Below are 23,225 nucleotides of genomic sequence, written 5' to 3' on the forward strand. Positions count from 1 at the left end.
GGACAATGGCGGGGATGAGCGCCACCGACCTGCCCGACACCCTCGCCGAGATCCGCGACGGGTTCCTGGAGACTCCCGAGGCCGACCGCCTCCTGCTCCTCCTCGAGTTCGCCGACGAGCTGCCTCCGGTGTCTGAGGAGGTCGCGAACCACCCCGAGATGTGCGAGCGCGTCGCCGAGTGCCAGTCGCCCGTGTACATCTACGTCGAGGTGAACGACGACATCGTGACGATGCACGCGACCGCACCGGAGGAGGCGCCCACCACGCGCGGCTTCGCGAGCATCCTCGTGCAGGGCATCACGGGCCTCACCTCCGACCAGGTCCTGGCGATCCCCGAGGACTACCCCCAGTCGATCGGGCTCACCAAGGCCGTGTCTCCGCTGCGCATCGGCGGGATGACGGGCATGCTCATGCGCGCCAAGAACCAGGTCAGGCAGAAGCGCTGAGACCCTGGTCCGCCAGCCACGACGTGATCGCGGTGCTCCAGCCCCGCTCGTCGTAGTTCCACAGCTTCGTGTGACGGGCGACGGTGAACCGCGGCATCGTGACCAGATCGGGTCGCGCCTCCTGCAACGCCCGTGACGCGTCGACGGGCACGAAGCCGTCGTCGTCGCTGTGCAGGATCAGGATCGGTGCGGCGAGCTCGTCGGCGCGCGCGACCATGTCGAGCCGGTCGAACAGGATCGGCTCGTCGGCGCCGCTCAACCGCGCCGTGAGCGGCAGCTGCAGGGCGCTCATCGCCAGGTCGGGCAGCGGGGGCCGGACGCGGAGGAGCTTCGCCTGGAAGCGCAGCACCGTGCGCCAGTCGACCACCGGGGACTCGAGGATGACACCGGCGATCCGGTGCCGGTTGCCCGAGCTCACGGAGGCCTGCAGCGACACCGCGCCGCCCATGGACCAGCCCATCAGCACGACACGCTCGGCGCCGTGGCGCAGCGCGTAGGCGATGGCGGCGTCAACGTCGCGCCACTCGGACGCCCCGAGGGCGTAGGCGCCGGCCCGCGTGCGCGGCGCTTCGCCGTCGTTGCGGTACGACACCACGAGGTTCGGCAGCCCGGCGGCGTGCAGCACGGGCACCGCGCGGAGGCACTCCGACCTGGTCGTGCCGCGGCCGTGCACCTGGATCACCCAGGTGGACGACGACGCCGGGAAGAACCAGGCGGGGCACGGCCCGGCGGGCGAGCCGATCAGCACGTTCTCCCACCGCAGGTGCAGCTCGCTGGGAGACGTGTAGTAGGAACCGCTGAAGGAGGCGCCGCGGTCGACGCTGGCGCCCGGCTCGATCTTGGTGAGCAGCTTGCGACGCACCGCCGTGCTGTCCGCGCTCAGCACGGCCCCCAGCTTCACGTAGCCGTAGGTCCCGGTGGTGGAGAGCCCGTAGCGCCCCGGCAGCTCGGTGTCGAGAGTGCGACCGAGCTCGATGGTCTGCGCACCGGTGTCGATCGCGAGGATCTCCGTGTCTGGCACCTTGCGCATCGGGGTGACCACGCGTCGCGCGACGGCGAGCACCAGGAATCCGGCGGCGGCTCCCAGCGCGAGGAGCGCGGGGACAATGAACTGGGCGGCGTGCCTGAGACTCTTCATCGCCTTCCGACTCTAGCCTGTTGCCGTGACCGCACATCCCGAGGCCGGGACGCCCTTCGACAGCGCCGTCGCCGAACTGCGCGAGACCGCGTTCCGCGATGACATCACGGTGCGCGAGATCCCGACGCCGCAGGGCCTCGCCCCGTTCGCGATCGCGCTCTCCGCCGATGTGCGGCCCGGCGAGGACGGCGACTCCGTGTACGGCACCGGCCGGTTCATCCTGCTCCACGATCCCGACGAGCCGGATGCCTGGGGCGGCGCCTGGCGCATCGTGATCTTCGCGCAGGCGCCGCTGGAGACGGAGATCGGCACCGATCCGCTGCTGGCCGACGTGACGTGGTCGTGGCTGGTGGACGCGCTCGACTCGCGCGGCGCGGTCTATCGCGCGCCGTCGGGCACCTCGAGCAAGACGCTGTCCAAGGGTTTCGGCGGCCTGGCCGACGAGGGCGACGGGGCACAGATAGAATTGCGGGCGTCCTGGACACCGGATGGCCCCTTCCGACCGCACGTCGAAGCGTGGGCCGAGCTGGTCGGCATGCTGGCGGGACTTCCGCCGGGCTCCGAGGGCATCGCCGTGATCGGCGCGCGAAAGGCTGTACGTGACTGAATACTCCGTGATCTCCGACACCGAGGAGTTCCTGGCGGCGTGCGCGGCGCTCGTGGCGGGCTCCGGCCCCGTGGCGGTCGACGTCGAGCGGGCGTCCGGTTTCCGCTACTCACAGCGGGCCTACCTGGTGCAGGTGTTCCGTCGCGACAGCGGCGTCTTCCTGTTCGATCCTCCGGCGATCGGTGACATGGGCGCACTGCAGACCGCGATCGGCGATGTGGAGTGGGTGCTGCACGCCGCGAGTCAGGACCTGCCGTCGCTGCGGGAGCTGCACCTCGAGCCGCGCACGATCTTCGACACGGAGCTGGCGGCGCGGCTGCTCGGTCACGACCGCGTCGGGCTCGCGGCGGTGGTGGAGGACACGCTGGGCATCACGCTGAAGAAGGAGCACTCGGCGGCTGACTGGTCGACCCGTCCGCTCCCCGCCGCCTGGCTCGAGTACGCCGCGCTCGACGTGCTGCACCTGGTGGACGTGCGCGACGCCCTGGTCGCCGAGCTCGAGGAGCAGGGCAAGACCGACTTCGCCGCCCAGGAGTTCGCGGCCACGCTGGCGCGCACGCCCAAGGCCCCGCGCGAAGATCCGTGGCGGCGCCTCAGCGGGTTGCACCAGGTGCGCGGCGCCCGTAACCTCGCCGTCGCCCGCGCCCTGTGGGAGGCGCGGGAGATGTACGCGCAGCAGCAGGACATCTCCCCCGGAAGGCTCGTCCCCGATCGCTCGCTCGTGGCGGCCGTGCTCGCCAACCCCGCGTCGAAGCAGGCGCTGGCCGGCATCAAGGAGTTCCAGGGTCGCGCGAGCCGCACCCAGCTCGACCGCTGGTGGCAGGCCATCGTCGACGGTCGCGCGGCCGAGCAGCTGCCGCGCGAGCGCGTCCCCAGCGACACCCTTCCCCCGCCGCGCGCCTGGTCCGACCGGAACCCCGAGGCGGACGCACGGTTGAAGGCCGCACGACCCGCGGTCGAGGCGGTGGCGGAGGAGCTGGGCATGCCCACCGAGAATCTCCTCACGCCCGACTACCTGCGCCGCGTGTGCTGGGACTCCCCCGGCACCACCGCGGCGGAGATCGGCGACGCCCTCGCCGCGCTCGGTGCGCGTCCCTGGCAGATTGAACAGACCGCACAGAAGATCGCGGACGCCTTTGTAGAGGCGGCGCAAGCGCCCGACACCACCTCCCCGACCGCTTCGTAGGTTCGATCCAACCGATTCCTCCCGGTTTTCACGGCTTCCTAGACTGAGGTCAACCCCAAGAAACCTGGAGGCAGAGTGGCCGAGATCTCGGACGTCTTCTTCGTCGATGGCGTGCGCACCCCGTTCGGGCGCGCCGGCGAAAAAGGCATGTACTGGAACACCCGCGCGGATGACCTCGCCGTCAAGGCGACCATCGGGCTGATGGAGCGCAACGCCGCCGTGCCGGCCGACCGCATCGACGATGTCGCCATCGCGGCGACCAGCCAGACCGGTGACCAGGGGCTCACGCTCGGCCGGTCCGTCGCGATCCTGGCCGGTCTCCCCCAGACGGTGCCCGGACTCGCGGTGGAGCGCATGTGCGCGGGCGCGATGACCAGCGTCACCACAATGGGCGCGTCGATCGGCGTCGGCATGTACGACCTCGCCCTCGCGGGTGGCGTCGAGCACATGGGCCACCACCCGATCGGCTCCAACGCCGACCCCAACCCGCGCTTCGTCGCCGAGAAGATGGTCGACCCTGGCGCGCTCAACATGGGTGTCACGGCGGAGCGCATCTTCGACCGGTTCCCGCACCTCACCAAGGAGCGCTCCGACCGCTTCGGCATGCTGAGCCAGCACAAGGTGCAGGCGGCGTACGACGCCGGCAAGATCCAGCCCGACCTGGTTCCCGTCGCGATCAAGGGCGCCGACGGCGCGTGGGGTCTGGCCACCGAGGACGAGGGCCGTCGCCCGCAGACCACGATGGAGGACCTCGCCGGGCTCAAGACGCCGTTCCGTCCGCACGGACGCGTCACGGCGGGCACGTCCTCGCCGTTGACCGACGGCGCGACCATGTCGCTGCTCGCCGGTGGGCGTGCGGTGAAGGAGCTCGGTCTCGCGCCGAAGATGCGCATGGTGTCGTTCGCCTTCGCGGGCGTGCAGCCGGAGATCATGGGCATCGGCCCGATCCCGTCCACGGAGAAGGCGCTCAAGAAGGCCGGACTCGACATCTCCGACATCGGGCTGTTCGAGCTGAACGAGGCGTTCGCGATCCAGGTGATCTCGCTCCTCGACCACTTCGGCATCGCCGACGACGACCCCCGCGTCAACCAGTGGGGCGGGGCGATCGCGCTCGGACACCCCCTCGCGGCCTCCGGCGTCCGACTGATGATCCAGCTCGCCGCACAGTTCGCCGAGCGTCCGGACGTCCGCTACGGCCTGACCGCGATGTGCGTCGGCCTCGGTCAGGGCGGCTCGGTCATCTGGGAGAACCCGCACTACGACGGAAAGAAGAAGAAGTGAGCTACGACGACGTCGACTTCTCGCCCATCCAGGCGCTGACGGAGGGCGAGGTGATCACGCACTCCCCCGTGCGCGACATCCGCCTCCCCTCCGGCAAGGTCCTCGCCCTCATCACCCTCGACAACGGCCGCGACCACACGCGCCCGAACACGCTCGGGCCAGCCACGCTCACCGAGCTCGGCGAGACGCTGGACGCGCTGAAGGCACGGGCGGCGTCCGGGGAGATCCAGGCCGTCGGCATCACGGGCAAGCAGTACATCCTGGCCGCCGGCGCCGACCTGTCCGACATCAGCAAGGTCGGCTCGCGCGACAACGCCCGCCTCATCGCGCAGCTCGGGCACCGGGTGCTCGGCAAGCTCGGTGAGCTCGGCGTGCCGTCGTTCGCGTTCGTGAACGGTCTGGCGCTCGGTGGAGGGCTGGAGATCGCGCTGAACTCCAGCTACCGCACCGTCGACGCCTCGGCCGCCGCCGTGGCGCTCCCCGAGGTGTTCCTCGGCATCATCCCCGGCTGGGGCGGCGCCTACCTGCTGCCGAACCTCATCGGCATCGAGAACGCGCTCGAGGTCGTCATCTCGAACCCGCTCAAGCAGAACCGCATGCTGAAGCCGCAGCAGGCGTTCGACCTGGGCATCTTCGACGCGATCTTCCCCGCCGCGAACTACCTCGAGAACTCGCTGACCTGGGCCGACGCGGTCCTCGGCGGCAAGAAGGTGGAGCGCAAGAACGAGCCGGGCAAGATCGAGCGGCTCACCAAGTGGCCGATCGCGATCAAGATGGCGCGCGGCATGCTCGAGTCGAAGATCGGCACCGTGCCGAAGTCGCCGTACGCGGCGCTCGACCTGCTCGACAAGGCCAAGAGCGGCACCAAGGCCGAGGGCTTCGCCCGCGAGGACGAGGCACTGGCCGAACTCGTGACCGGCGATCAGTTCGCCGCCTCGATGTACGCCTTCGATCTCGTGCAGAAGCGGGCCAAGCGCCCGGTCGGCGCGCCCGACAAGGCGCTCGCGAAGAAGGTCACCAAGGTCGGCATCATCGGCGCCGGACTCATGGCGAGCCAGTTCGCGCTGCTCTTCGTGCGCAAGCTCCAGGTCCCCGTCCTCATCACCGACCTCGATCAGGCGCGGGTCGACAAGGGCGTGGCGTACATCCACGACGAGATCGGGAAGCTGGAGGGCAAGGGGCGCCTCGACGCCGACACCGCCAACAAGCTGCGCGCGCTGGTCACGGGCACGACCGACAAGAGCCTGTACGCCGACTGCGACTTCGTGATCGAGGCGGTCTTCGAAGAGGTCGGCGTCAAGCAGCAGGTCTTCGGCGAGATCGAGAAGATCGTGGCGGAGGACACCATCCTCGCCACGAACACCTCCTCGCTCTCGGTCGAGGAGATCGGCGCGACGCTCGCTCACCCGGAGCGCCTGGTCGGGTTCCACTTCTTCAACCCGGTCGCCGTCATGCCGCTGATCGAGATCGTCAAGACGCCGAGCACCTCCGAGGCCGCGCTGTCCACGGCTTTCGTGGTCGCGAAGAACCTGGGCAAGAACGCGGTCCTGACCGCCGACGCACCCGGCTTCGTGGTGAACCGTCTGCTGGCCAAGGTCATGGGCGAGGCTGCGCGCGCGGTCTACGAGGGCACCCCGATCGCCGAGGTGGAGAAGGCGTTCGCGCCGCTCGGCCTGCCGATGGGGCCGTTCCAGCTGATCGACCTGGTCGGATGGAAGGTCGCCGCCCACGTGCAGGACACGATGGTGCACGCCTTCCCCGACCGGTTCTACGCGAACGAGAACTTCCACGCCCTCGCCGCGCTCGACCAGGTCGTGGAGAAGGACAAGGGCGGCCGGGTGGTCGGCTGGAGCAAGCAGGCCGAGAAGGTCATCAAGCCCGCACTCGGCAAGAGTCCGGCCTCTGCGGCGACCATCCTGCAGCGCGTGCAGGACGGCCTGGCGACGGAGATCAAGCTGATGCTGGACGAGGGCGTCGTGCCCGAGGTGGAGGACATCGACCTGTGCCTCATCCTCGGCGCAGGCTGGCCGTTCATCGACGGCGGCGCCTCGCCCTACCTCGACCGCGAGGGCGCTTCGGAACGCGCCTTCGGCGGCTCGTTCCACACGCCGCAGATCCGCGGCATCGAGAACCGCTGATCAGTCCGACGACGGGGGCCGTGCCGAGCGCGCGGCCCCCGTCGTCGCGTCCTGGGCAGGGCGCTCGTCGGGCTCCCCGTGGCGCGGCCAGTGCGACATCGCCCGTTCCGCCAGGGCGGTGATGGTGAGCGACGGGTTGACACCGGGGTTCGCGGGGACCGCAGCACCGTCCACGACGTGCAGCCCGGGATGGCCCCAGACGCGGTGGTACTCGTCCACGACGCCGGTCTCGGGGGCCGAGGAGATGACCGCCCCGCCGAGGAAGTGCGCCGTCAGCGGGATCCCGAACACCTCCGGCCACGACCCGCGCGCCTCGGCGCGGATCCCGCTCTCCTGCTCGAGCCGCGCCGCGATCGCCTGCGCCGCACGGTGTGCCTCCGGCAGGTGACTCGGGTTCGGCGCACCGTGCCCCTGCGCGCTGGTCAGACGCCAGCGCCCGAACCGCCGCCGCAGCGACAGCGTGAGGGAGTTGTCGGCGGTCTGCATGACGAGGGCGATGATCCCGCGCTCGCTCCACCGCCGGAGCGACCCGAGCCGGACCGCGGTGACCGGTGCGCGGAGGATTCCCCGCACGAGCGCTGCCAGGCGTCCGGGCAGCGACCTCTCCCCCGGCACGAGCACGGTGGCCAGAGCTCCCATCAGGTTCGACCCCGGACCGTAGCGGACGTTCTCGACGTGGGTGCGCTCGTCCACGTGGAAGGACGTCGTGATCGCCACACCCCGCGCGAGCTGAAGCTGCTCCGGAACGCGCACGGCCACGGCGCCGTCGAGCGCCTCGGAGTTCGTGCGGGTCAGGCGCCCCACGGCGTCGGGTATCCGAGGGAGCGCGCCGGTGTGCTTCATCCGGTGCAGCAGCTGCTGCGTGCCCCAGGTGCCGGCGGCGAGCACGACCTCCCGCGCCGTCACGGTGCGGGCCCGGCGCCGCAGCCAGGCCCCGCTGCGCACGGTCGTGATCGCGAAGCCGCCCGTCGCCAGCTCCCGCACCTCGGTGACCGTGCGGAGGGGCTCGATCGCGACCCCGCGTCGCTCCGCCAGCGCGAGGTAGTTCTTCACCAGGGTGTTCTTCGCGCCCACGCGGCACCCCACCATGCAGTTGCCGCACAGCGTGCACCCCGTGCGGTCAGGACCCTCCCCGCCGAAGTACGGATCGGGCACGCGGCGCCCCGGCTCGCCGAACCACACCCCGACGGGTGCCCGGCGGAAGCTCTCCCCTACGCCGAGGTCGTCCGCGGCGCCCGCCATGATCCGTTCGACCGGCCCGCTGTGCGGATACGCATCGACCACGCCGAGCATGCGCTTCGCGGTGGCGTAGTGCGGAGCGAGCGCCGCCCGCCAGTCACGGATCGAGCCCCACTGCGGGTCGGCGAAGAACGCCGGGCCCGGCTCGTAGAGCGTGTTGGCGTAGTTGAGCGAGCCTCCGCCCACACCGGCTCCCGCGAGGATCATGACGTGCGGGAGGCGGTGGATGCGCTGCACGCCGAAGCACCCGAGCGCGGGCGCCCACAGGTACCGGCGCACGTTCCAGCTCGTCTTCGCGAAGTCGTCGTCGGCGAAGCGCCGCCCGGCCTCGAACACGCGGACACGGTAGCCCTTCTCGCTCAGCCGCAGCGCCGCGACCGAGCCGCCGAAACCCGACCCCACGACCACGACGTCCTCATCGAACACGGGCGTCTCCCTCGCTCGGTGGGGTCATCATCGTCAGCGCACCCGTCCGCACGGAGATGGTGCAGACGTCCTCGCCCCGGCGCTCGCCGTCGGCGTACACCACGAGTCCGGGCGCGGCGACCGTGACGCGGCGCGCTGCCGTGTGCTGCACCTCGGGACGGGCCAGGTGTGCCCCGCGCAGCAGGAGGGGGAACAGCCGCACGAGTCGGGTGCGGCCGAGCGGTGCCACGCGGACGACGTCGAGCCGCCCGTCGTCGGGCAGGGCGCCGACGCACACCGGCATGCCTCCGCCGTAGCTGGCCGTGTTCCCGATGGCCACCAGCGTCCCCCGGGCGGTGATCGGCCGTTCGTCGTCAACCGTGACGGTGAAGTCGAGCGGCCGCAGCCGGACGAGCTCGATGAGCAGGGCCAGGTAGTACCGGAGGGCGCCGGAGGGCCAGCGCAGACGGTTGGTGCGGTCGCTCACCCTCGCGTCGAAGCCCAACGCCACGACCGTGAGGAAGGCGGCACGACCCGCGGGCGTCTCGACCTCACCCACGTCGATCGCCCGGGGCGTGCCGGTGAGGGCGAGTTCGACGGCTGCGGCGGCGTCGTGTCGCGGCAGGCCGAGCGCGCGGGCGAGGTCGTTGCCCGTCCCCGCGGGCACCAGGGTGATCGGGACGGCGGCGGCGCACACGACATCGAGGATCCCCGACAGCGTGCCGTCCCCGCCGACCACCACGAGCCCGTCCGGCCCGCCCACGAGGGCTTCAGACGCCAGCGCCGTTGTGTCCGCCGCCGAGTCCCCGGCGTAGAGTCTGACGCTCGCGCCGCGCTGTCGAAGGTGTGCCACTGCGAGCTCGGTCAGACGGCGGCCGCGCCCCTTGCCCGCGCGGGGGTTCGACAGCACCGCGATGTGGCCCACGTCAGTCCCCCGCCGGGAGGGCAGCGGGGATCACGGCGCCCGGGTTCAGGAGCGCCTGCGGGTCGAGCTCGCGCTTGATCGCCGTGAGGATCCGCATCCCGGCCGGTCCGAGCTCCTGCGCCAGCCAGGGCGCGTGATCCCGTCCGACCGCGTGATGGTGGCTGATGGTGCCCCCGTGCGCGAGGATCGCGTCGTTCACGCGTGCCTTGACGGTCGTCCACACCGGGAGCGGATCGCTGCGGATCCCGGCCAGGACGGTGAAGTACAGCGACGCCCCCGTGGGGTACACGTGCGAGACGTGGCACATCACGGTCGACCGGGCCCCCGCGTCGCGGAAGCCCTCGCGCAGGGCGGTCTCGACCGCGGCCTTCAGCGTCGCGAGCCCCGTCCAGGTGGTGGCGGTCTCGAGGGTCTCGCAGAACACACCGGCGTCGAGCAGGGAGTCGCGCAGGTAGGGCCCGTCGAATCGGCCGGCCGCCCACTCCTCCGCATCCCCTGCGCCCGACGACGTCCCGCCCGCCGCGCGCAGCAGCGCGGTCGTCCGGGCGCGCCGCGCGTCGATGTCATCGCCCTCGTACACGGTCACGACGCTGGCGCCGCGCGCGATCGCCTTCCCGATCCGGCCGACCTGCGCGAGACCGACGGCGGTCTCGGCCTCGTCGGACAGACGGATCACGGTGGGACCCGCGCCGTGCTGCGCGACGCGGCGGAGTCCGTCGACCCCGTGCGCGAAGTCGGGGAACGACCATGACTCGAACACCCGCTCGGCCGGCACGGGGTGCACGCGCACGCGGACCTCGGTGATGACGCCGAAGATGCCCTCCGACCCCAGGAACAGCCGGATCAGGTCGGGTCCCGCGGCGGATCCGGGAGCCCGGCCGAGCTCGAGGTCGCCCGTCGGTGTCGCGACCCGGAGCCCGGTGACCATGGTGTCGAAGCGTCCGTACCCTGCGGAGTTCTGGCCCGACGAACGCGCGGCCGCGAAGCCGCCGATGGTCGCATAGCGGAAGCTCTGCGGGTAGTGTCCCAGCTCGAGCCCGTGCGCTGCCAGCTGCGCCTCGGCGTCGGGGCCGGTGGTCCCGGCCGCGAACACCGCCTCGCCGCTGAGCGCATCGACGCGCAGCAGGCCGCGCAGGCGGCGCAGATCCAGGCTGATCACGGCGCGGTGGGGTCCGCGCTCCGGATCGAGCGCGCCGACCACGCTCGTGCCCCCGCCGTAGGGGATCACCGCGATGTCGCGCTCCCCGGCCACGGCGAGGCATGCCATGACCTGAGCGTGGTCGGCGGGGAGCACGACCCCGTCCGGCACGCGTTGCTCGTGCTCGCGGCGCCGCAGCAGGTCCGGGGTGGAGCGCCCGCCGGCGTGACGGATCCTCGCCTCGTCCGCGTGGTCCACCCCGTCGACGCCGACGACGGCCGCGAACGCCGCCCGGTCGTCGTCGGTGAGCGCGCTCGGTCGGACGCGCACCTCCGCGAGCGACGGCGGCGGCGCAGGGCGGCGCACTCGCCCCAGCAGCAGCGGGATCAGGGCTCGCACGGCGCGCGGAAGCTCCTTCGCCTTCGCCGGATCACCCCAGCCGTTCCACCGCATGGGCTCCCGTTCGGCGGCCCTGCCGATCTCGTCCTGCATGCGTTACAGTGTGACACATCATGGAAGAACGTCAACCTGTCGGAGTCCCACCCGTGTGGGAACCGACGCAGACGCGGGTCCTCGACGCGGCCGACGAGCTCATCGTGCGCACCGGCATCCACGGGGTCACGATCGCCGCGCTCGCGCGCCGCTCCGGACTCAGCCGTCCGACGATCTACCGCACCTGGAGCGATGCCGACGACGTGGTGCGCGCCGCTCTGCTGCGGCGCGTCGGAACCCTCATCGGACGCTTCTCCGCGGTCGCGGACACCCGAGCCGCCCTGGTCGACGACATCCTGACGTTCACGGCCCTGTTCCGCGCCGACGACGTCTACGCCCGGCTGCTCGACGAGGAGCCGGAGGCCTTCACGCGCTACACGCTGCAGCGCGTCGGGTCGAGCCAACGGCTCATCCTCGGCTGGCTCGCCGCAGCCATCGGACGGGGCCAGAAGCACGGGTCCGTGCGGGCCGGAGCGCCCGAGGAGATCGCCGTGATGCTGCTCCTGATCGCCCAGTCGGCCGTGCTGTCGCACGCGACCGTGGCCGACCTGATCGACGAGGACGCGTGGGAGCGCGAGCTCCGCGCCGCCGTGGACGGACACCTGCGACCGTGACCGACCCGGCCACCGCCCTCCACGCCGCCCGCCGCCGACGCGATCTCGCCGCGGGAGCGGAGGAGACCTGCGACGTACTGGTGGTCGGCGGAGGCATCACCGGCGTCGGTGCGGCTCTCGACGCCGCCTCACGCGGACTCCGCGTCACACTGATCGAGGCCGAAGACCTCGCGTTCGGCACGAGCCGCTTCAGCTCGAAGCTGGTACACGGCGGACTGCGCTACCTCGCCACCGGTGATGTCGCCACCGCGAACGAGAGTGCGCTCGAACGACATCTGCTGATGACGGTGATCGCGCCGCACCTCATCCGTCCGCTGCCGCAGCTGCTGCCGTTCGCCGCCGGGGTGACGCTCCGCCAGCGCTCCGCCGGTTCGATGGGCATGGCCATGGGCGACGCGCTGCGACTGCGCGCCAGGACGCCGCGTCGGGTGCTGCCACCGCCGCGACTGGTGGGGCCGCGCGAGGCCCAGCGGCTGTTCCCCGCTCTGCGTCGCCGTGACCTGCGCGGCGGCGTGCTCGGCTTCGACGGGCAGCTGGTCGATGACGCCGCGCTCGTGGTCGCTGTCGCACGGACGGCGGCGGGGCGGGGCGCGCGCATCCTCACACGGGTGCGGGCGGAGGAGCTGCACGACGGTGGAGCGACCGTCGTCGACACGCTCACGGGCGAGCGGCTCGAGCTGCGCGCCCGGGCCGTCGTGAACGCCACCGGCGTCTGGGCGGGAACGCTCGACGACAGCATCCGCGTGCGCCCGAGCCGCGGCACGCACCTCGTGCTCGACGCGGACGACCTGGGCCGCCCGACCGCGGCGTTGACCGTTCCCCGGGAGGGCTCGATCAGCCGCTACGTGTTCGCGCTGCCGCAGCGCCACGGGCGGGTGATCGTGGGGCTGACCGACGAGGACGCCGCCGGGCCGGTCCCGCGCGTCGCCGCGCCCACCGAGCCCGAGATCGCGTCGCTGCTCGCCACGCTGAACCGACTGCTGGCGACCCCCCTCACGCGAGACCACGTCCGCGGGGCGTTCGCCGGACTGCGGCCCCTGGTGGACAACGGCGCCGCGTCGTCCGCGGACGTGTCCCGGCGGCACCTGGTGCACGTCTCCCCCGGCGGGTTCGTGTCGGTGCTCGGCGGGAAGCTCACGACCTACCGTCGGATGGCCGAGGACGCGGTCGACCTCGCCCTGCGTCACCGCGGGATCGACGCACCGCCCAGCAGCACCGCGGCTCTGCGGCTCGTGGAGGACACGGGCGCGCGGTGGGGTGCACCGGACGACACGTCGGATCCGCCCGCACTCTCACGCGCCGCGGTCGAGTTCGCCGTGCGGTGCGAGGGCGCGCTGACCGCGGACGACGTCCTGGAACGACGCAGCCGCCTCGCGCTGGTCACCGCCGACGCGGAGCGCGCACGACCGACCGTCGAGCGCATCGTCGCGGAGACCCTCGCCGATCTGGACTGATCCCGCCGCGGGCCCCGGATCAGTGGCGCTCGTGCAGCGGGAGGTCGATCGTACCGGTCTCTCCCGCGTGGCGCGCCTTGGGGATGCGCGTCCCGAGCACCTGCGCCACCACGTCCTGGGCGATCTTCGACGCGGTGAGCCCCGCATCCGCGAGGATCTGGTCGCGCGACGCGTGGTCGAGGAACTCGTCGGGCAGCCCCAGCTCGTCCACGGCCGTGTCGATCCCGGCCTCGCGCAGCACCTGGCGCACGCGCGTGCCGATGCCGCCGACGCGGATGCCGTCCTCCAGGGTGATGACCAGGCGATGACGAGCGGCGTGCTCGACGACCGACGGCTGCACCGGGATCGCCCAGCGCGGGTCGAGCACCGTCGCACCGATGCCCTGCGCGCGGAGGCGGTCCGCCACATCGAGGGCGAGCTCGGCGAACGGGCCGATCGCGACGATGAGCACGTCTTCGCTCTCCCCCCTGGCCAGCACGTCGACTCCGTCAGCGAGGCGCTCGATCGCCGGGAGGTCGGGCGCGACCTCCCCCTTCGGGAACCGGATCACGGTGGGCGCGTCCTCGACGGCGACCGCCTCGTCCAGCGCCTCGGTGAGTCGCACGCCGTCGCGCGGCGCGGCGATGCGGATGTGCGGCACGATCTGCAGCATCGCGAGGTCCCACATGCCGTGATGGCTCGGACCGTCGGGACCGGTGACCCCGGCCCGGTCGAGCACGAAGGTGACGCCGGCACGGTGCAGCGCGACGTCCATGAGCACCTGATCGAAGGCGCGGCCCATGAAGGTCGCGTACACCGCGACCACCGGGTGCAGCCCGCCGTAGGCGAGTCCGGCCGCCGAGGCCACGGCGTGCTGCTCGGCGATACCCACGTCGTAGACCCGATCCGGGAAGCGCTCGGCAAAGGGGGCCAGGCCGGTCGGCCGCAGCATCGCCGCGGTGATCGCGATCACGTCGGAGCGCCGTTCGCCCACGTCGACCAGCGCGTCGGAGAACACGTCGGTCCATCCGCGCCCGCCGGAGGACAGCGTCTCCCCGGTCGTGGGGTCGATGCGCCCGACCGCGTGGAACTGATCGGCGTCGTCGTCGCGCGCGGGCTGGTACCCGCGCCCCTTCTCGGTGATGGCGTGCACGATGACGGGCGCGCCGTACGACTTCGCGAGCTCCAGGGTCTCCAGCAGGGCCGGGAGGTCGTGGCCGTCCACCGGGCCGAGGTACTTGATGTCGAGGTTCGAGTAGAGGGCCTCGTTGTTCGTGAAGCGGGAGAGGAAGCCGTGCGTGCCACCCCGCACCCCACGGAACACGGCCCTGCCGACGGGGCCGAACGCGCGGAACAGACGGTCCGACTTGTGGTGGAGGTCCTTGTACGCGGCCGCCGTGCGGACCCGGTTCAGGTACCGCGACATCCCGCCGATCGTGGGTGCGTAGGAGCGGCCGTTGTCGTTGACGACGATCACCAGGTTGCGGTCGTTGTCGTCGGAGATGTTGTTCAGCGCCTCCCAGGTCATGCCGCCGGTGAGCGCACCGTCGCCCACGACCGCGACCACATGGCGGTCGGCGCGTCCGGTCGCGGTGAGGGCGCGGGACACGCCGTCTGCCCAGCTCAGCGAGCTCGAGGCGTGGGAGGACTCGACCACGTCGTGGGGGCTCTCGCCGCGCTGCGGGTAGCCGGCCAGACCGCCGCGCACGCGCAGTCCGGAGAAGTCCTGGCGCCCTGTGAGCAGCTTGTGCACGTAGGACTGATGCCCGGTGTCGAAGATGAAGGGGTCGTCGGGAGACGAGAACACGCGGTGGAGGGCGATGGTGAGCTCCACGACGCCGAGGTTCGGCCCCAGGTGGCCCCCGGTACGGGAGACGTTCTCGACGAGGAACGTGCGGATCTCGGAGGCGAGTTCTTCCAGTTGCTCTGGCGACAGGCGGTCCAGGTCGCGGGGTCCAGAGATGCTCGGAAGAATGGGCATCTGCGCCTCCTCACAGGCTTCGACAGAGACGCCCGTCACGGGTGCGAGCGCCTACCGATCCTACCTCGCGGAGTCGGAGAAGCCGCCGAGGACGACGCCCCCTTGACACGGCGAAGGGGCCCGTGTCCGTAGACCCGGGCCCCTCCGTGAGACGCGTCAGACGAGCGAGCGCAGCACGTACTGCAGGATGCCGCCGTTGCGGTAGTAGTCCGCCTCACCGGGGGTGTCGATGCGGACGACCGCATCGAACTCGATCGGCTGCTTGCCCTCGGGCGAGTGCTCGCTCGGGGTGGCGGTGACCTTGACCGTCTTCGGGGTGACGCCGTTGTTGAGCTCCTCGAGGCCCGTGATCGAGACGATCTCGGTGCCGTCGAGGCCCAGCGACTCCCAGCTCTCGCCCGCCGGGAACTGCAGCGGGACGACGCCCATGCCGATGAGGTTGGAGCGGTGGATGCGCTCGAAGCTCTCCGTGATCACGGCCTTGACGCCCAGCAGGCTCGTGCCCTTGGCCGCCCAGTCGCGCGACGAGCCGGAGCCGTACTCCTTGCCGCCGAACACGACGAGCGGGGTGCCCTGCTCGGCGTAGTTCATGCACGCGTCGTAGATGTACGACTGCGGACCGCCCGGCTGGGTGAAGTCGCGCGTGAACCCGCCCTCGACGACCTGACCGTCGTTGACGGCCGAGACCATGAGGTTCTTCAGACGGATGTTCGCGAACGTGCCGCGGATCATCACCTCGTGGTTGCCTCGGCGCGAGCCGAAGGAGTTGAAGTCCTTGCGGTCCACGCCGTGCTCGGTGAGGTACTGCGCCGCCGGGGTGCCCGGCTTGATGTTGCCAGCGGGCGAGATGTGGTCGGTCGTGACCGAGTCGCCCAGGGTCGCCATGACGCGCGCGCCCTGGATGTCCTGCACCGGGGTGAGCTCCATCGTCATGCCATCGAAGTACGGCGCCTTGCGCACGTAGGTCGAGTTCTCGTCCCACTGGAACGTGTCGTCGTCGGGCGTCGGCAGGTTGCGCCAGCGCTCGTCGCCGTCGAACACCGTGGCGTACTGCTTGATGAACTGGTCGCGCGAGATCGACGAGTCGACGATCTCCTGCACCTCTTCCGGCGACGGCCAGATGTCCTTGAGGAACACGTCGTTGCCGTCGGCGTCCTGACCCAGCGCGTCGGTGTCGAAGTCGAAGTGCATCGATCCGGCGAGGGCGTACGCGATGACCAGCGGCGGGCTGGCCAGGTAGTTCATCTTCACGTCGGGGCTGATCCGGCCCTCGAAGTTGCGGTTGCCGGAGAGGACGGCCGTCACGGCGAGGTCGTGCGAGTTGATCGCCTCCGACACCTCCTCGATCAGCGGGCCGGAGTTTCCGATGCAGATCGTGCAGCCGTAGCCGACGGTGTAGAAGCCGAGGCCCTCGAGATCCTTGTCGAGGCCGGACTTCTCGTAGTAGTCGGTGACGACCTTCGAGCCGGGGCCGAGCGTCGTCTTGACCCAGGGCTTCTGCTTCAGGCCCTTCTCGCGCGCCTTGCGTGCGAGCAGACCGGCCGCGATCATGACCGACGGGTTCGACGTGTTCGTGCACGACGTGATGGCGGCGAGGGTCACAGCGCCGTTGTCGAGGATGTACTTCTCGCCGTCCGGGGTGGTGACCGGCACCGGGTTGGAGGCGTTGACCGGGGCGCCGCTGCTGATGTGCACCGGACGCGTGGTCGGCTCCTCCTCGCCGGGGACCTGCCCGGGGTCGGACGCGGGGAACGAGTGCTTCGACTCGAGGTCGACGATGTCCTCGCTGGTCGAGGGCGAGGCGTAGGCCAGGATGTCCTGCTCGAACTGCGACTTGGCCTCGGACAGCAGGATGCGGTCCTGCGGACGCTTCGGGCCGGCGATCGACGGGACGACCGTGCCGAGGTCCAGCTCGAGGTACTCGCTGAACACGGGCTCGCGCGACGCGTCGTGCCAGAGCTGCTGCTCCTTGGCGTACGCCTCGACAAGCGCGACGGCTTCCTCGCTGCGGCCGGTGAGGCGCAGGTAGTCGAGCGTGACGTCGTCGATCGGGAAGATCGCGGCGGTGGAGCCGAACTCCGGCGACATGTTGCCGATCGTGGCGCGGTTCGCGAGCGGCACCGAGGCGACGCCCTCGCCGTAGAACTCGACGAACTTGCCGACCACGCCGTGCTTGCGCAGCATGTCGGTGATGGTGAGCACGACGTCGGTCGCGGTCACACCGGCGGGGATCTCGCCCGAGAGCTTGAAGCCCACGACGCGCGGGATGAGCATCGACACGGGCTGGCCGAGCATCGCGGCCTCGGCCTCGATGCCGCCGACGCCCCAGCCGAGCACGCCGAGACCGTTCACCATCGTGGTGTGCGAATCGGTGCCGACGCAGGTGTCGGGGTACGCGCGCAGCACGCCGCCGACCTCGCGGTCGTAGATGACCTTGGCCAGGTGCTCGATGTTCACCTGGTGGACGATGCCGGTGCCGGGCGGGACGACCTTGAAGTCGCTGAACGCCGTCTGGCCCCAGCGCAGGAACTGGTACCGCTCGCCGTTGCGCTCGTACTCGATTTCGACGTTGCGCTCGAGCGCGTTCTCGGTCCCGAAGAGGTCGGCGATGACGGAGTGGTCGATCACCATCTCGGCGGGCGAGAGCGGGTTGATCTTGTTGGCGTCGCCGCCGAGCGCCGTGACTGCCTCGCGCATCGTGGCGAGGTCGACGATGCAGGGCACGCCGGTGAAGTCCTGCATGACCACGCGCGCCGGCGTGAACTGGATCTCGGTGTTCGGCTCGGCGGTGGCATCCCACGAGCCGAGCGCCTCGATCTGCGCCTTCGTCACGTTCGCGCCATCCTCGGTGCGAAGCAGGTTCTCCAGCAGGACCTTGAGGCTGAAGGGAAGCTTGTCGAAACCGGGCACCGTGTCGATGCGGAAGATCTCGTAGTCGGTGCTGCCGACCGTCAGGGTGCTCTTGGCACCGAAGCTGTTCACCGTGGACACGAATCCGTCTCCTTCTATTCGGATGGGAGCGACAGGCGCCTCCATCTTGCTCGCCCGCGCACCCCGGCGGCTAGGAAGGCGGACCTAACCAGTCTGCTCCCCGCGACGCGTGGGCGAAAGCCCGCGATTTATCTTGATGTCGAGATAAATCTATCACGCCGCGGCGGCATCCTCGCGCGAAGGCGCGCGGGGATACAGCGCACGGACCACCAGCCAGGTGACCGCGATGAGCGGCGCGAACAACGGCAGTCCCATCACCAGCTTGAGCGTTCCGAGCGCCGTCACGTCGCCCGCGAGATACAGGGGGAACTGCACGGCCAGTCGCGCGAAGAAGAGGGCCGCCCACGCGATGCCGAGCCAGAAGAAGGCGCGACGCTTGCGGCGGTCCGTCCGCCACGCGGTGCCCTCGCCCATGAGGAAGCCGGCGGCCAGACCGATGACCGACCACCCGATGAGCGCCGACACGAGGATGGCCGACCCGTACACGGCGTTGGTGATGAGCCCGGGGACGAAGTTGTCCTCGCCGCGCCCGGTCCAGAGCGCCAGTCCTGCGGCGGCGACCGCGGCGATCAGGCCGCCGAGCGCCGCGGACGGTGGCGACTTCTGCACCAGGCGCACGATCGTGAAGATCGCGGCAAGCCCGACGGAGACGCCGAGCGGAAAAATCAGCGGCTGCGGGCGGAGGGTGAAGAGGATGACGAACGCGAGGCTCGGGAGCACCGATTCGACGATGCCGCGCCAGCCGCCCATCGCCGACCACACGACCGTGTGCGTGCGCGCGCTCTGCGCGGGATCGAGGCCCGCCTTCCTGGCCGCTCCCCCCAGCGCGGCACCCAGGATCTCCGACGCGGTCTGCGGGCGCTCCGGCTCCTCGGGAACCGGGGAGCTCACGCCGAGCCCGGGGTCGCCGGCATCTTCAGGGGGATGAGGTCACGCGGGGGCATGGGGGCGCCGCCACGCACGACGACGATGGAACGGAACAGGTCCTCCACCTTCGCGGCCGCCTCGGGATCGGACGCCGCCGCCCCGCCGATCACACCGCGCAGGAACCACCGCGGGCCGTCGATGCCGATGAAGCGTGCCAGACGCAGGCCGGAGCCCTCGGCCGCCGTGGCCGGGACCTCGGCGAGCAGCTCCTTGCCCAGCGGGCCCTCCCGCTCCTCGACCCGTCCGCCCTGCGCCTTCACCTGATCACGCAGCTGCACGCGGGTCTCGTCCCACAGGCCGCCCGATCGGGGTGCCGCGAACGGCTGCACCTGCAACGAGGACTCCGCGTAGTCGAGTCCGACGGCGACGATGCGCTTGGACTGCTCCTCGACCTCGAGGCGCAGGTTCAGACCCTCGCGCGGAAGGATCTTGATCCCGCCGAGGTCGATGTACGGGCGGACCGGGTTCGCCTCGGAGTCGTCGAAAGGACCCTCCGTGGCGCGGTTCTCCGGCGCCGACTTGGAGGGGGTCGCGTTGTTGTCGCTCATCTCGCCTGTCCTGCTTCGTTCGCGGTGGCCTGTGCCTGGTAGCCGGTCGATCCGAATCCCCCGTCGCCCCTGACGCTGTCCGGGAGCTCCTCGACCGGCAGGAACCGGGCGCGGGTCACGGGCATCACGATGAGCTGGGCGATGCGATCGCCGACGGCCACATCGTACGCGCTGTGGATGTCCGTGTTGATCAGGCTCACCTTGATCTCACCCCGGTAGCCGGCGTCGACGGTGCCCGGTGCATTGACGATGGAGATCCCGTGCTTCGCCGCGAGACCACTGCGCGGAACGACGAAGGCCGCGTAGCCGTCCGGGAGGGCGATGCGCACGCCGGTCGGGACGAGAGCCCGCTCCCCCGGCTCCAGGTGCACGGCCTCCGCGGCGACCAGATCGGCGCCCGCGTCACCCGGGTGCGCATAGCCGGGGACCACTGCGGCGATAATGGGGACATCAACGGAATCGGTCACCCCATGAGGCTAATGCAGAACCCCGCCACCGCCGCACGTCCCCGCTACCGGGAGCGGCTCGCACCGAGCCTCTGGCTCCTCGTCACCGTCGCTCTCGCCGGACCGATGGTCTCGCTCATCTTCGTCCCGGTCGGATCGACGGTCGCGCTCGTCCTCGGCGCGCTGGTCTCCGCCGCGCTCGTCCTCGCGGTCATCGGTCTTGCCCCGGTCGTCTCGGTCGAGGACGGCGTGCTCCGCGCCGGTCGCGCGCACATCGACGTGACCCACCTCGGCGAACCGCTCGCGCTCGATGGAGCAGACGCACGTCACGCCAGAGGACCCGGACTCCCCGCCCGCGGGTGGCACCTCATCCGCGGCGGTATCGACGGCCTGGTCGTGGTGCCCAACCTCGACGACGCGGATCCGGTCGTGGCGTGGACCATCTCGACCCGCACCCCCGACCGCCTCGCTGCGGCGATCCGCGCCGCGAAAGGCTGAGTCACCCGCCAACGACAGCGCGCCCCTGACCGGATGGTCGGGGGCGCGTCATGCGTCGCTCGGAGGACTGCTCAGGCAGCGCACTCCTTGCAGATGGGGCCGTCGGGTCCCTCGTGGTCGAGCTGCGAACGGTGCTTCACGAGGAAGCAGCTCATGCACGTGAACTCGTCCTGCTGCGCGGGCAGCACGACGACGTCGAGCTCGAGGTCGGAGAGGTCCGCGCCCGGCAGGTCGAAGTTCGAGGGGTTGTCGGAGTCCTCGTCCCCCGTCGTGCCGGACAGCTTGTCCGGCACACGCTCCTTCAGGGCTTCGATCGACTCGGAGTCGTCTTCACTCTTTCGGGGAGCGTCGTAATCGGTTGCCATGCGGTGAATCTCCACTTTCATGGTGCGAGTGGGCGGGTGTGCCGTCGGGTAATCGGCGGCCATAGTTTGCATGACGGTGGGGCATTTCGCAAATGCCTCCGCATGCGACAGGGCAAACTCACGGCACGCCCGCGATATTCCCTGTTCCGCCCCCTCCCCCGTGACACCATGAACGCACACCCATCAGAGGGGCATTCGCATGGAAAACGTCACCATCGTCGGCACTGAAGCAGGAGTCCTCGTGCTCGCGACCGAGTCGGGCGAACGCTTCGCGCTGCCCATCGACGACGTGCTGCAGCGGGAGATCCGCCGCGCCACCCGACAGGCCGAACCGACCGTCCAGAAGCTCGCCGCGAGCCCGCGCGACATCCAGGCGCAGATCCGCGCCGGTCTCACCGCACCCGAGGTCGCCGAGCTGCTCGGTATCGCGGTCGACGACGTGGTCCGCTTCGAGGGGCCGGTGCTCGCCGAGCGCGAGCACATCATCGGCCAGGCTCTCGCCGTGCCCGTGCTCATCGGCAGCGAGGTCGAACCGGACGCCCAGCCGACGTTCGGCGCGGCCGTGCGCGCCAAGCTCGCAGAGGTCGCGGCGACATCCGAGCGCTGGGCGAGCTGGAAGGAGGACACCGGCTGGATCGTGAAGCTCGAGTTCACAGCCAACGACGTCGATCACGACGCCCGGTGGAGCTTCGACCCCCGGCGCAGCGCGCTCTCGCCCCTCAACGCCGACGCCACTCAGCTCTCCCGTCAGGGCTCGCTCCCCGAGGGACTGATCCCCCGGCTCCGCGCGGTGGAAGCCGACCGGACGACGTCGCCGTACAAGGACGACAGCCGTTTCGACTCCGGTGCGTTCGGACCGCGCCTCGTGCCCGCCCCGGAGGCGGAGGTCGAAGAGCCGTCGCTGCCGGAGCGCTCCGCCCCCGCTGTTCAGGACGCGGCGATCAACCGCGCCCCCGACTCCAGCGCCCCGAGCGCCGAGACCGCCGACCTGCTGGAGGCCCTGCGACGGCGTCGGGGTCAGCGTGAGTCGTCACCGCTGCTCGAGGAGCATGAGGAGAGCCGCGAGGAGTCGAGCCCGATCTCCCTCTTCGAGGCCTTCGACGATGTCAGCGAGCCGGAGACGACGGAACCGGAGTCGCCGCGCAGCCCCGCCGAACCGGCGGAGAGCGGCGGCCGTCGTCGTCGGCGCAACGCCATGCCGTCGTGGGACGAGATCGTCTTCGGGGCGCGCACCGACGAGTGAGCCGCGCTTTCGGTGGTGAAACCGGCGTCACCGTGCGAACGCACCGAGGCGGATGAGCGGCACCCGCGTCTCCTCATCGGTCATGGCACCGTGCTGTCCGATCATGCCGCGATTGCGCTGATCCGCTGCGGTGCCGTCGTACACCGCCCAGGCCGCGCGCGCGATCACGAGCACGTCCCCCACCCGGGCAGCCGCGGCCTCCGTCACCGCGGGACCGAACAGGCCGGCCCTGATGGCGTCGTCGCGCGTCACGACATCGGCGGCGCCCTCCAGGTCGGTGCGCAGCCGGGAGAGCACCGCGCTCTCGTCGGCGGCCGGCTCCAGGTACACGTGCAGCATGCGCGGCTCGCCGCCCAGGTGCCGCACCCCGCGCAAGTGCGGTTCATCGAGGACCGCCTGCCGATGGACGGGGACATCGACCATGCCGTGGTCGGAGGTCACCAGGACGCCCACGCCCGGAGGCACACGAACGCTCAGGGCGGCATCGATGCGCTCCAGCGCCGAGACCCACTCCGCGGAGGCGATCCCGTAGCGGTGCCCCGCCTTGTCGACCTCGGGCAGATAGCAGTAGACGAAGGAGCCCGGATGGTCGTGGGCGAGAGCGAAGGCCGCCTCGACCCGATCCTCCGGGGTCAGCGCGGGGACGAAGGTCGCGCCGCGCAGCGTCGCGCGCGTGAACCCGCTCGTGGCGTACGCGGCGAGCCCCACGGCGAACGTCTCTCCGCCCGCGGCGGACTCCCGCTCGAAGACGGTCGGCACCGGCTGCCACGCGAGCGGGTCGAGCCCGTCGCTCTCCCACCCGCTGAGCTGGTTCACGAGCACGTCACGCTCGCGGTCGAGGACGCGGTACCCCACCAGCCCGTGCTCGCCAGGCCACGCGCCCGTCACGATGCTGGTCAGCGCGGCAGCCGTCGTCGACGGGAACACGCTGTGCGCGACATCCCGCTTCGTCATCGCCCCGCTGAGCGTACGCGCATGACCGGAGTGGCCGCGGAGACCGAGCGCGCCCAGGCCGTCGACGACCACCAGCACGACCGACTCCGCGCGCGGGAGCAGCTCCGACTCGCCGCGGAGAGCGGCGCTCAGGTCGCCCGCCACCCCGACGACGCTCCGGGCGCTGGGCGAGGCGGACGGTAGCATGAGGGACATCCGAGCCAGTCTGACACAGGCTCCCGTACGCCCCC

Annotated in this window: 20 protein-coding genes; 9 read left to right on the forward strand and 11 right to left on the reverse strand. The window is 71.1% G+C overall.

Translation table 11 applies throughout. From position 1 onward, the window contains the following. Positions 1 to 14 precede the first annotated feature (14 nt). Positions 15 to 446, forward strand: coding sequence for a SufE family protein (locus tag ACFWCH_RS14665; RefSeq protein WP_136036107.1), 432 nt, complete (start codon positions 15 to 17; stop codon positions 444 to 446). On the opposite strand, the gene ACFWCH_RS14670 is transcribed toward ACFWCH_RS14665, so the two are convergent. After that, complete coding sequence (locus ACFWCH_RS14670; protein WP_378803720.1) at positions 430 to 1,584, reverse strand: alpha/beta hydrolase family protein; 1,155 nt, start codon at positions 1,582 to 1,584, stop codon at positions 430 to 432. The two genes, ACFWCH_RS14665 and ACFWCH_RS14670, sit on opposite strands and share 17 nt — an antisense overlap. A gap of 25 nt (positions 1,585 to 1,609) precedes the next feature. Between ACFWCH_RS14670 and ACFWCH_RS14675 the strand changes: the two genes are divergently transcribed. The 4 genes from ACFWCH_RS14675 (at position 1,610) to ACFWCH_RS14690 (ending at position 6,796) form a co-directional block, all read left to right on the forward strand. Continuing rightward, positions 1,610 to 2,191, forward strand: coding sequence for a DUF3000 domain-containing protein (locus tag ACFWCH_RS14675; protein ID WP_378803721.1), 582 nt, complete (start codon positions 1,610 to 1,612; stop codon positions 2,189 to 2,191). Continuing rightward, positions 2,184 to 3,377 (forward strand): HRDC domain-containing protein, encoded by a 1,194-nt coding sequence (locus ACFWCH_RS14680; protein WP_136033058.1) that lies wholly within the window; start codon positions 2,184 to 2,186, stop codon positions 3,375 to 3,377. The genes ACFWCH_RS14675 and ACFWCH_RS14680 overlap by 8 nt, the downstream gene beginning before the upstream one ends. A gap of 75 nt (positions 3,378 to 3,452) precedes the next feature. Beyond that, positions 3,453 to 4,658, forward strand: a complete 1,206-nt coding sequence (locus ACFWCH_RS14685; protein WP_136033056.1) for a thiolase family protein — start codon at positions 3,453 to 3,455, stop codon at positions 4,656 to 4,658. Continuing rightward, on the forward strand, positions 4,655 to 6,796 hold the full coding sequence (locus ACFWCH_RS14690; protein WP_136033054.1) for a 3-hydroxyacyl-CoA dehydrogenase NAD-binding domain-containing protein: 2,142 nt from the start codon (positions 4,655 to 4,657) through the stop codon (positions 6,794 to 6,796). The genes ACFWCH_RS14685 and ACFWCH_RS14690 overlap by 4 nt, the downstream gene beginning before the upstream one ends. Here the strand turns inward: ACFWCH_RS14690 and ACFWCH_RS14695 are convergent, their stop codons facing one another. Genes ACFWCH_RS14695 through ACFWCH_RS14705 form a run of 3 tightly spaced genes read right to left on the reverse strand, consistent with a single transcriptional unit; the run spans position 6,797 to position 10,995 of the window. Beyond that, complete coding sequence (locus ACFWCH_RS14695) at positions 6,797 to 8,461, reverse strand: GMC oxidoreductase (protein WP_378803722.1); 1,665 nt, start codon at positions 8,459 to 8,461, stop codon at positions 6,797 to 6,799. Then, a complete protein-coding gene (locus tag ACFWCH_RS14700; RefSeq protein ID WP_206251200.1) occupies positions 8,451 to 9,365 on the reverse strand; it encodes a YegS/Rv2252/BmrU family lipid kinase in 915 nt (304 codons plus the stop codon). Before ACFWCH_RS14700 ends, ACFWCH_RS14695 begins: the two co-directional genes overlap by 11 nt. Before the next feature lies 1 nt (position 9,366). Further along, on the reverse strand, positions 9,367 to 10,995 hold the full coding sequence (locus ACFWCH_RS14705) for an FAD-binding oxidoreductase (protein WP_378803723.1): 1,629 nt from the start codon (positions 10,993 to 10,995) through the stop codon (positions 9,367 to 9,369). A 20-nt stretch (positions 10,996 to 11,015) separates the two neighbouring features. Between ACFWCH_RS14705 and ACFWCH_RS14710 the strand changes: the two genes are divergently transcribed. After that, on the forward strand, positions 11,016 to 11,609 hold the full coding sequence (locus ACFWCH_RS14710; protein ID WP_136033047.1) for a TetR/AcrR family transcriptional regulator: 594 nt from the start codon (positions 11,016 to 11,018) through the stop codon (positions 11,607 to 11,609). After that, positions 11,606 to 13,063 carry a glycerol-3-phosphate dehydrogenase/oxidase gene (locus tag ACFWCH_RS14715; RefSeq protein WP_378803724.1) on the forward strand — a complete coding sequence of 486 codons (1,458 nt, stop codon included), beginning with the start codon at positions 11,606 to 11,608 and terminating at the stop codon, positions 13,061 to 13,063. The genes ACFWCH_RS14710 and ACFWCH_RS14715 overlap by 4 nt, the downstream gene beginning before the upstream one ends. A 19-nt stretch (positions 13,064 to 13,082) precedes the next feature. Here ACFWCH_RS14715 and dxs read toward each other — a convergent pair whose 3' ends face one another. The 5 genes from dxs to dut all read right to left on the reverse strand — a co-directional run bounded on the left by dxs (position 13,083) and on the right by dut (position 19,956). Next, positions 13,083 to 15,023 (reverse strand): 1-deoxy-D-xylulose-5-phosphate synthase, encoded by a 1,941-nt coding sequence (dxs, locus tag ACFWCH_RS14720; RefSeq protein WP_136036100.1) that lies wholly within the window; start codon positions 15,021 to 15,023, stop codon positions 13,083 to 13,085. Between the two features lie 156 nt (positions 15,024 to 15,179). Beyond that, positions 15,180 to 18,014: an aconitate hydratase gene (locus ACFWCH_RS14725; protein WP_136036099.1), complete on the reverse strand. Its 2,835-nt coding sequence runs from the start codon at positions 18,012 to 18,014 to the stop codon at positions 15,180 to 15,182. A 153-nt stretch (positions 18,015 to 18,167) separates the two neighbouring features. Next, on the reverse strand, positions 18,168 to 18,905 hold the full coding sequence (locus ACFWCH_RS14730) for a DUF3159 domain-containing protein (protein ID WP_378803725.1): 738 nt from the start codon (positions 18,903 to 18,905) through the stop codon (positions 18,168 to 18,170). Beyond that, complete coding sequence (locus ACFWCH_RS14735; protein WP_136033035.1) at positions 18,902 to 19,489, reverse strand: DUF3710 domain-containing protein; 588 nt, start codon at positions 19,487 to 19,489, stop codon at positions 18,902 to 18,904. The genes ACFWCH_RS14730 and ACFWCH_RS14735 overlap by 4 nt, the downstream gene beginning before the upstream one ends. Continuing rightward, complete coding sequence (dut, locus tag ACFWCH_RS14740; protein WP_136033032.1) at positions 19,486 to 19,956, reverse strand: dUTP diphosphatase; 471 nt, start codon at positions 19,954 to 19,956, stop codon at positions 19,486 to 19,488. The genes ACFWCH_RS14735 and dut overlap by 4 nt, the downstream gene beginning before the upstream one ends. A gap of 12 nt (positions 19,957 to 19,968) precedes the next feature. Between dut and ACFWCH_RS14745 the strand changes: the two genes are divergently transcribed. Beyond that, positions 19,969 to 20,433, forward strand: a complete 465-nt coding sequence (locus ACFWCH_RS14745; RefSeq protein WP_136036097.1) for a DUF3093 domain-containing protein — start codon at positions 19,969 to 19,971, stop codon at positions 20,431 to 20,433. Between the two features lie 71 nt (positions 20,434 to 20,504). Here ACFWCH_RS14745 and ACFWCH_RS14750 read toward each other — a convergent pair whose 3' ends face one another. After that, entirely contained in the window at positions 20,505 to 20,798 is a 294-nt protein-coding gene (locus tag ACFWCH_RS14750; RefSeq protein WP_025103572.1) for a DUF4193 domain-containing protein, read from the reverse strand. Positions 20,799 to 20,997: 199 nt separating this feature from the next. Between ACFWCH_RS14750 and sepH the strand changes: the two genes are divergently transcribed. Then, positions 20,998 to 22,041, forward strand: coding sequence for a septation protein SepH (gene sepH / locus ACFWCH_RS14755; RefSeq protein WP_378803726.1), 1,044 nt, complete (start codon positions 20,998 to 21,000; stop codon positions 22,039 to 22,041). A gap of 27 nt (positions 22,042 to 22,068) precedes the next feature. On the opposite strand, the gene ACFWCH_RS14760 is transcribed toward sepH, so the two are convergent. Beyond that, positions 22,069 to 23,190 carry an alkaline phosphatase family protein gene (locus ACFWCH_RS14760; protein ID WP_378803727.1) on the reverse strand — a complete coding sequence of 374 codons (1,122 nt, stop codon included), beginning with the start codon at positions 23,188 to 23,190 and terminating at the stop codon, positions 22,069 to 22,071. Positions 23,191 to 23,225 lie beyond the last annotated feature (35 nt).

Source organism: Microbacterium sp. NPDC060132 (assembly GCF_042729675.1).
Lineage (GTDB): Bacteria > Actinomycetota > Actinomycetes > Actinomycetales > Microbacteriaceae > Microbacterium > Microbacterium sufflavum.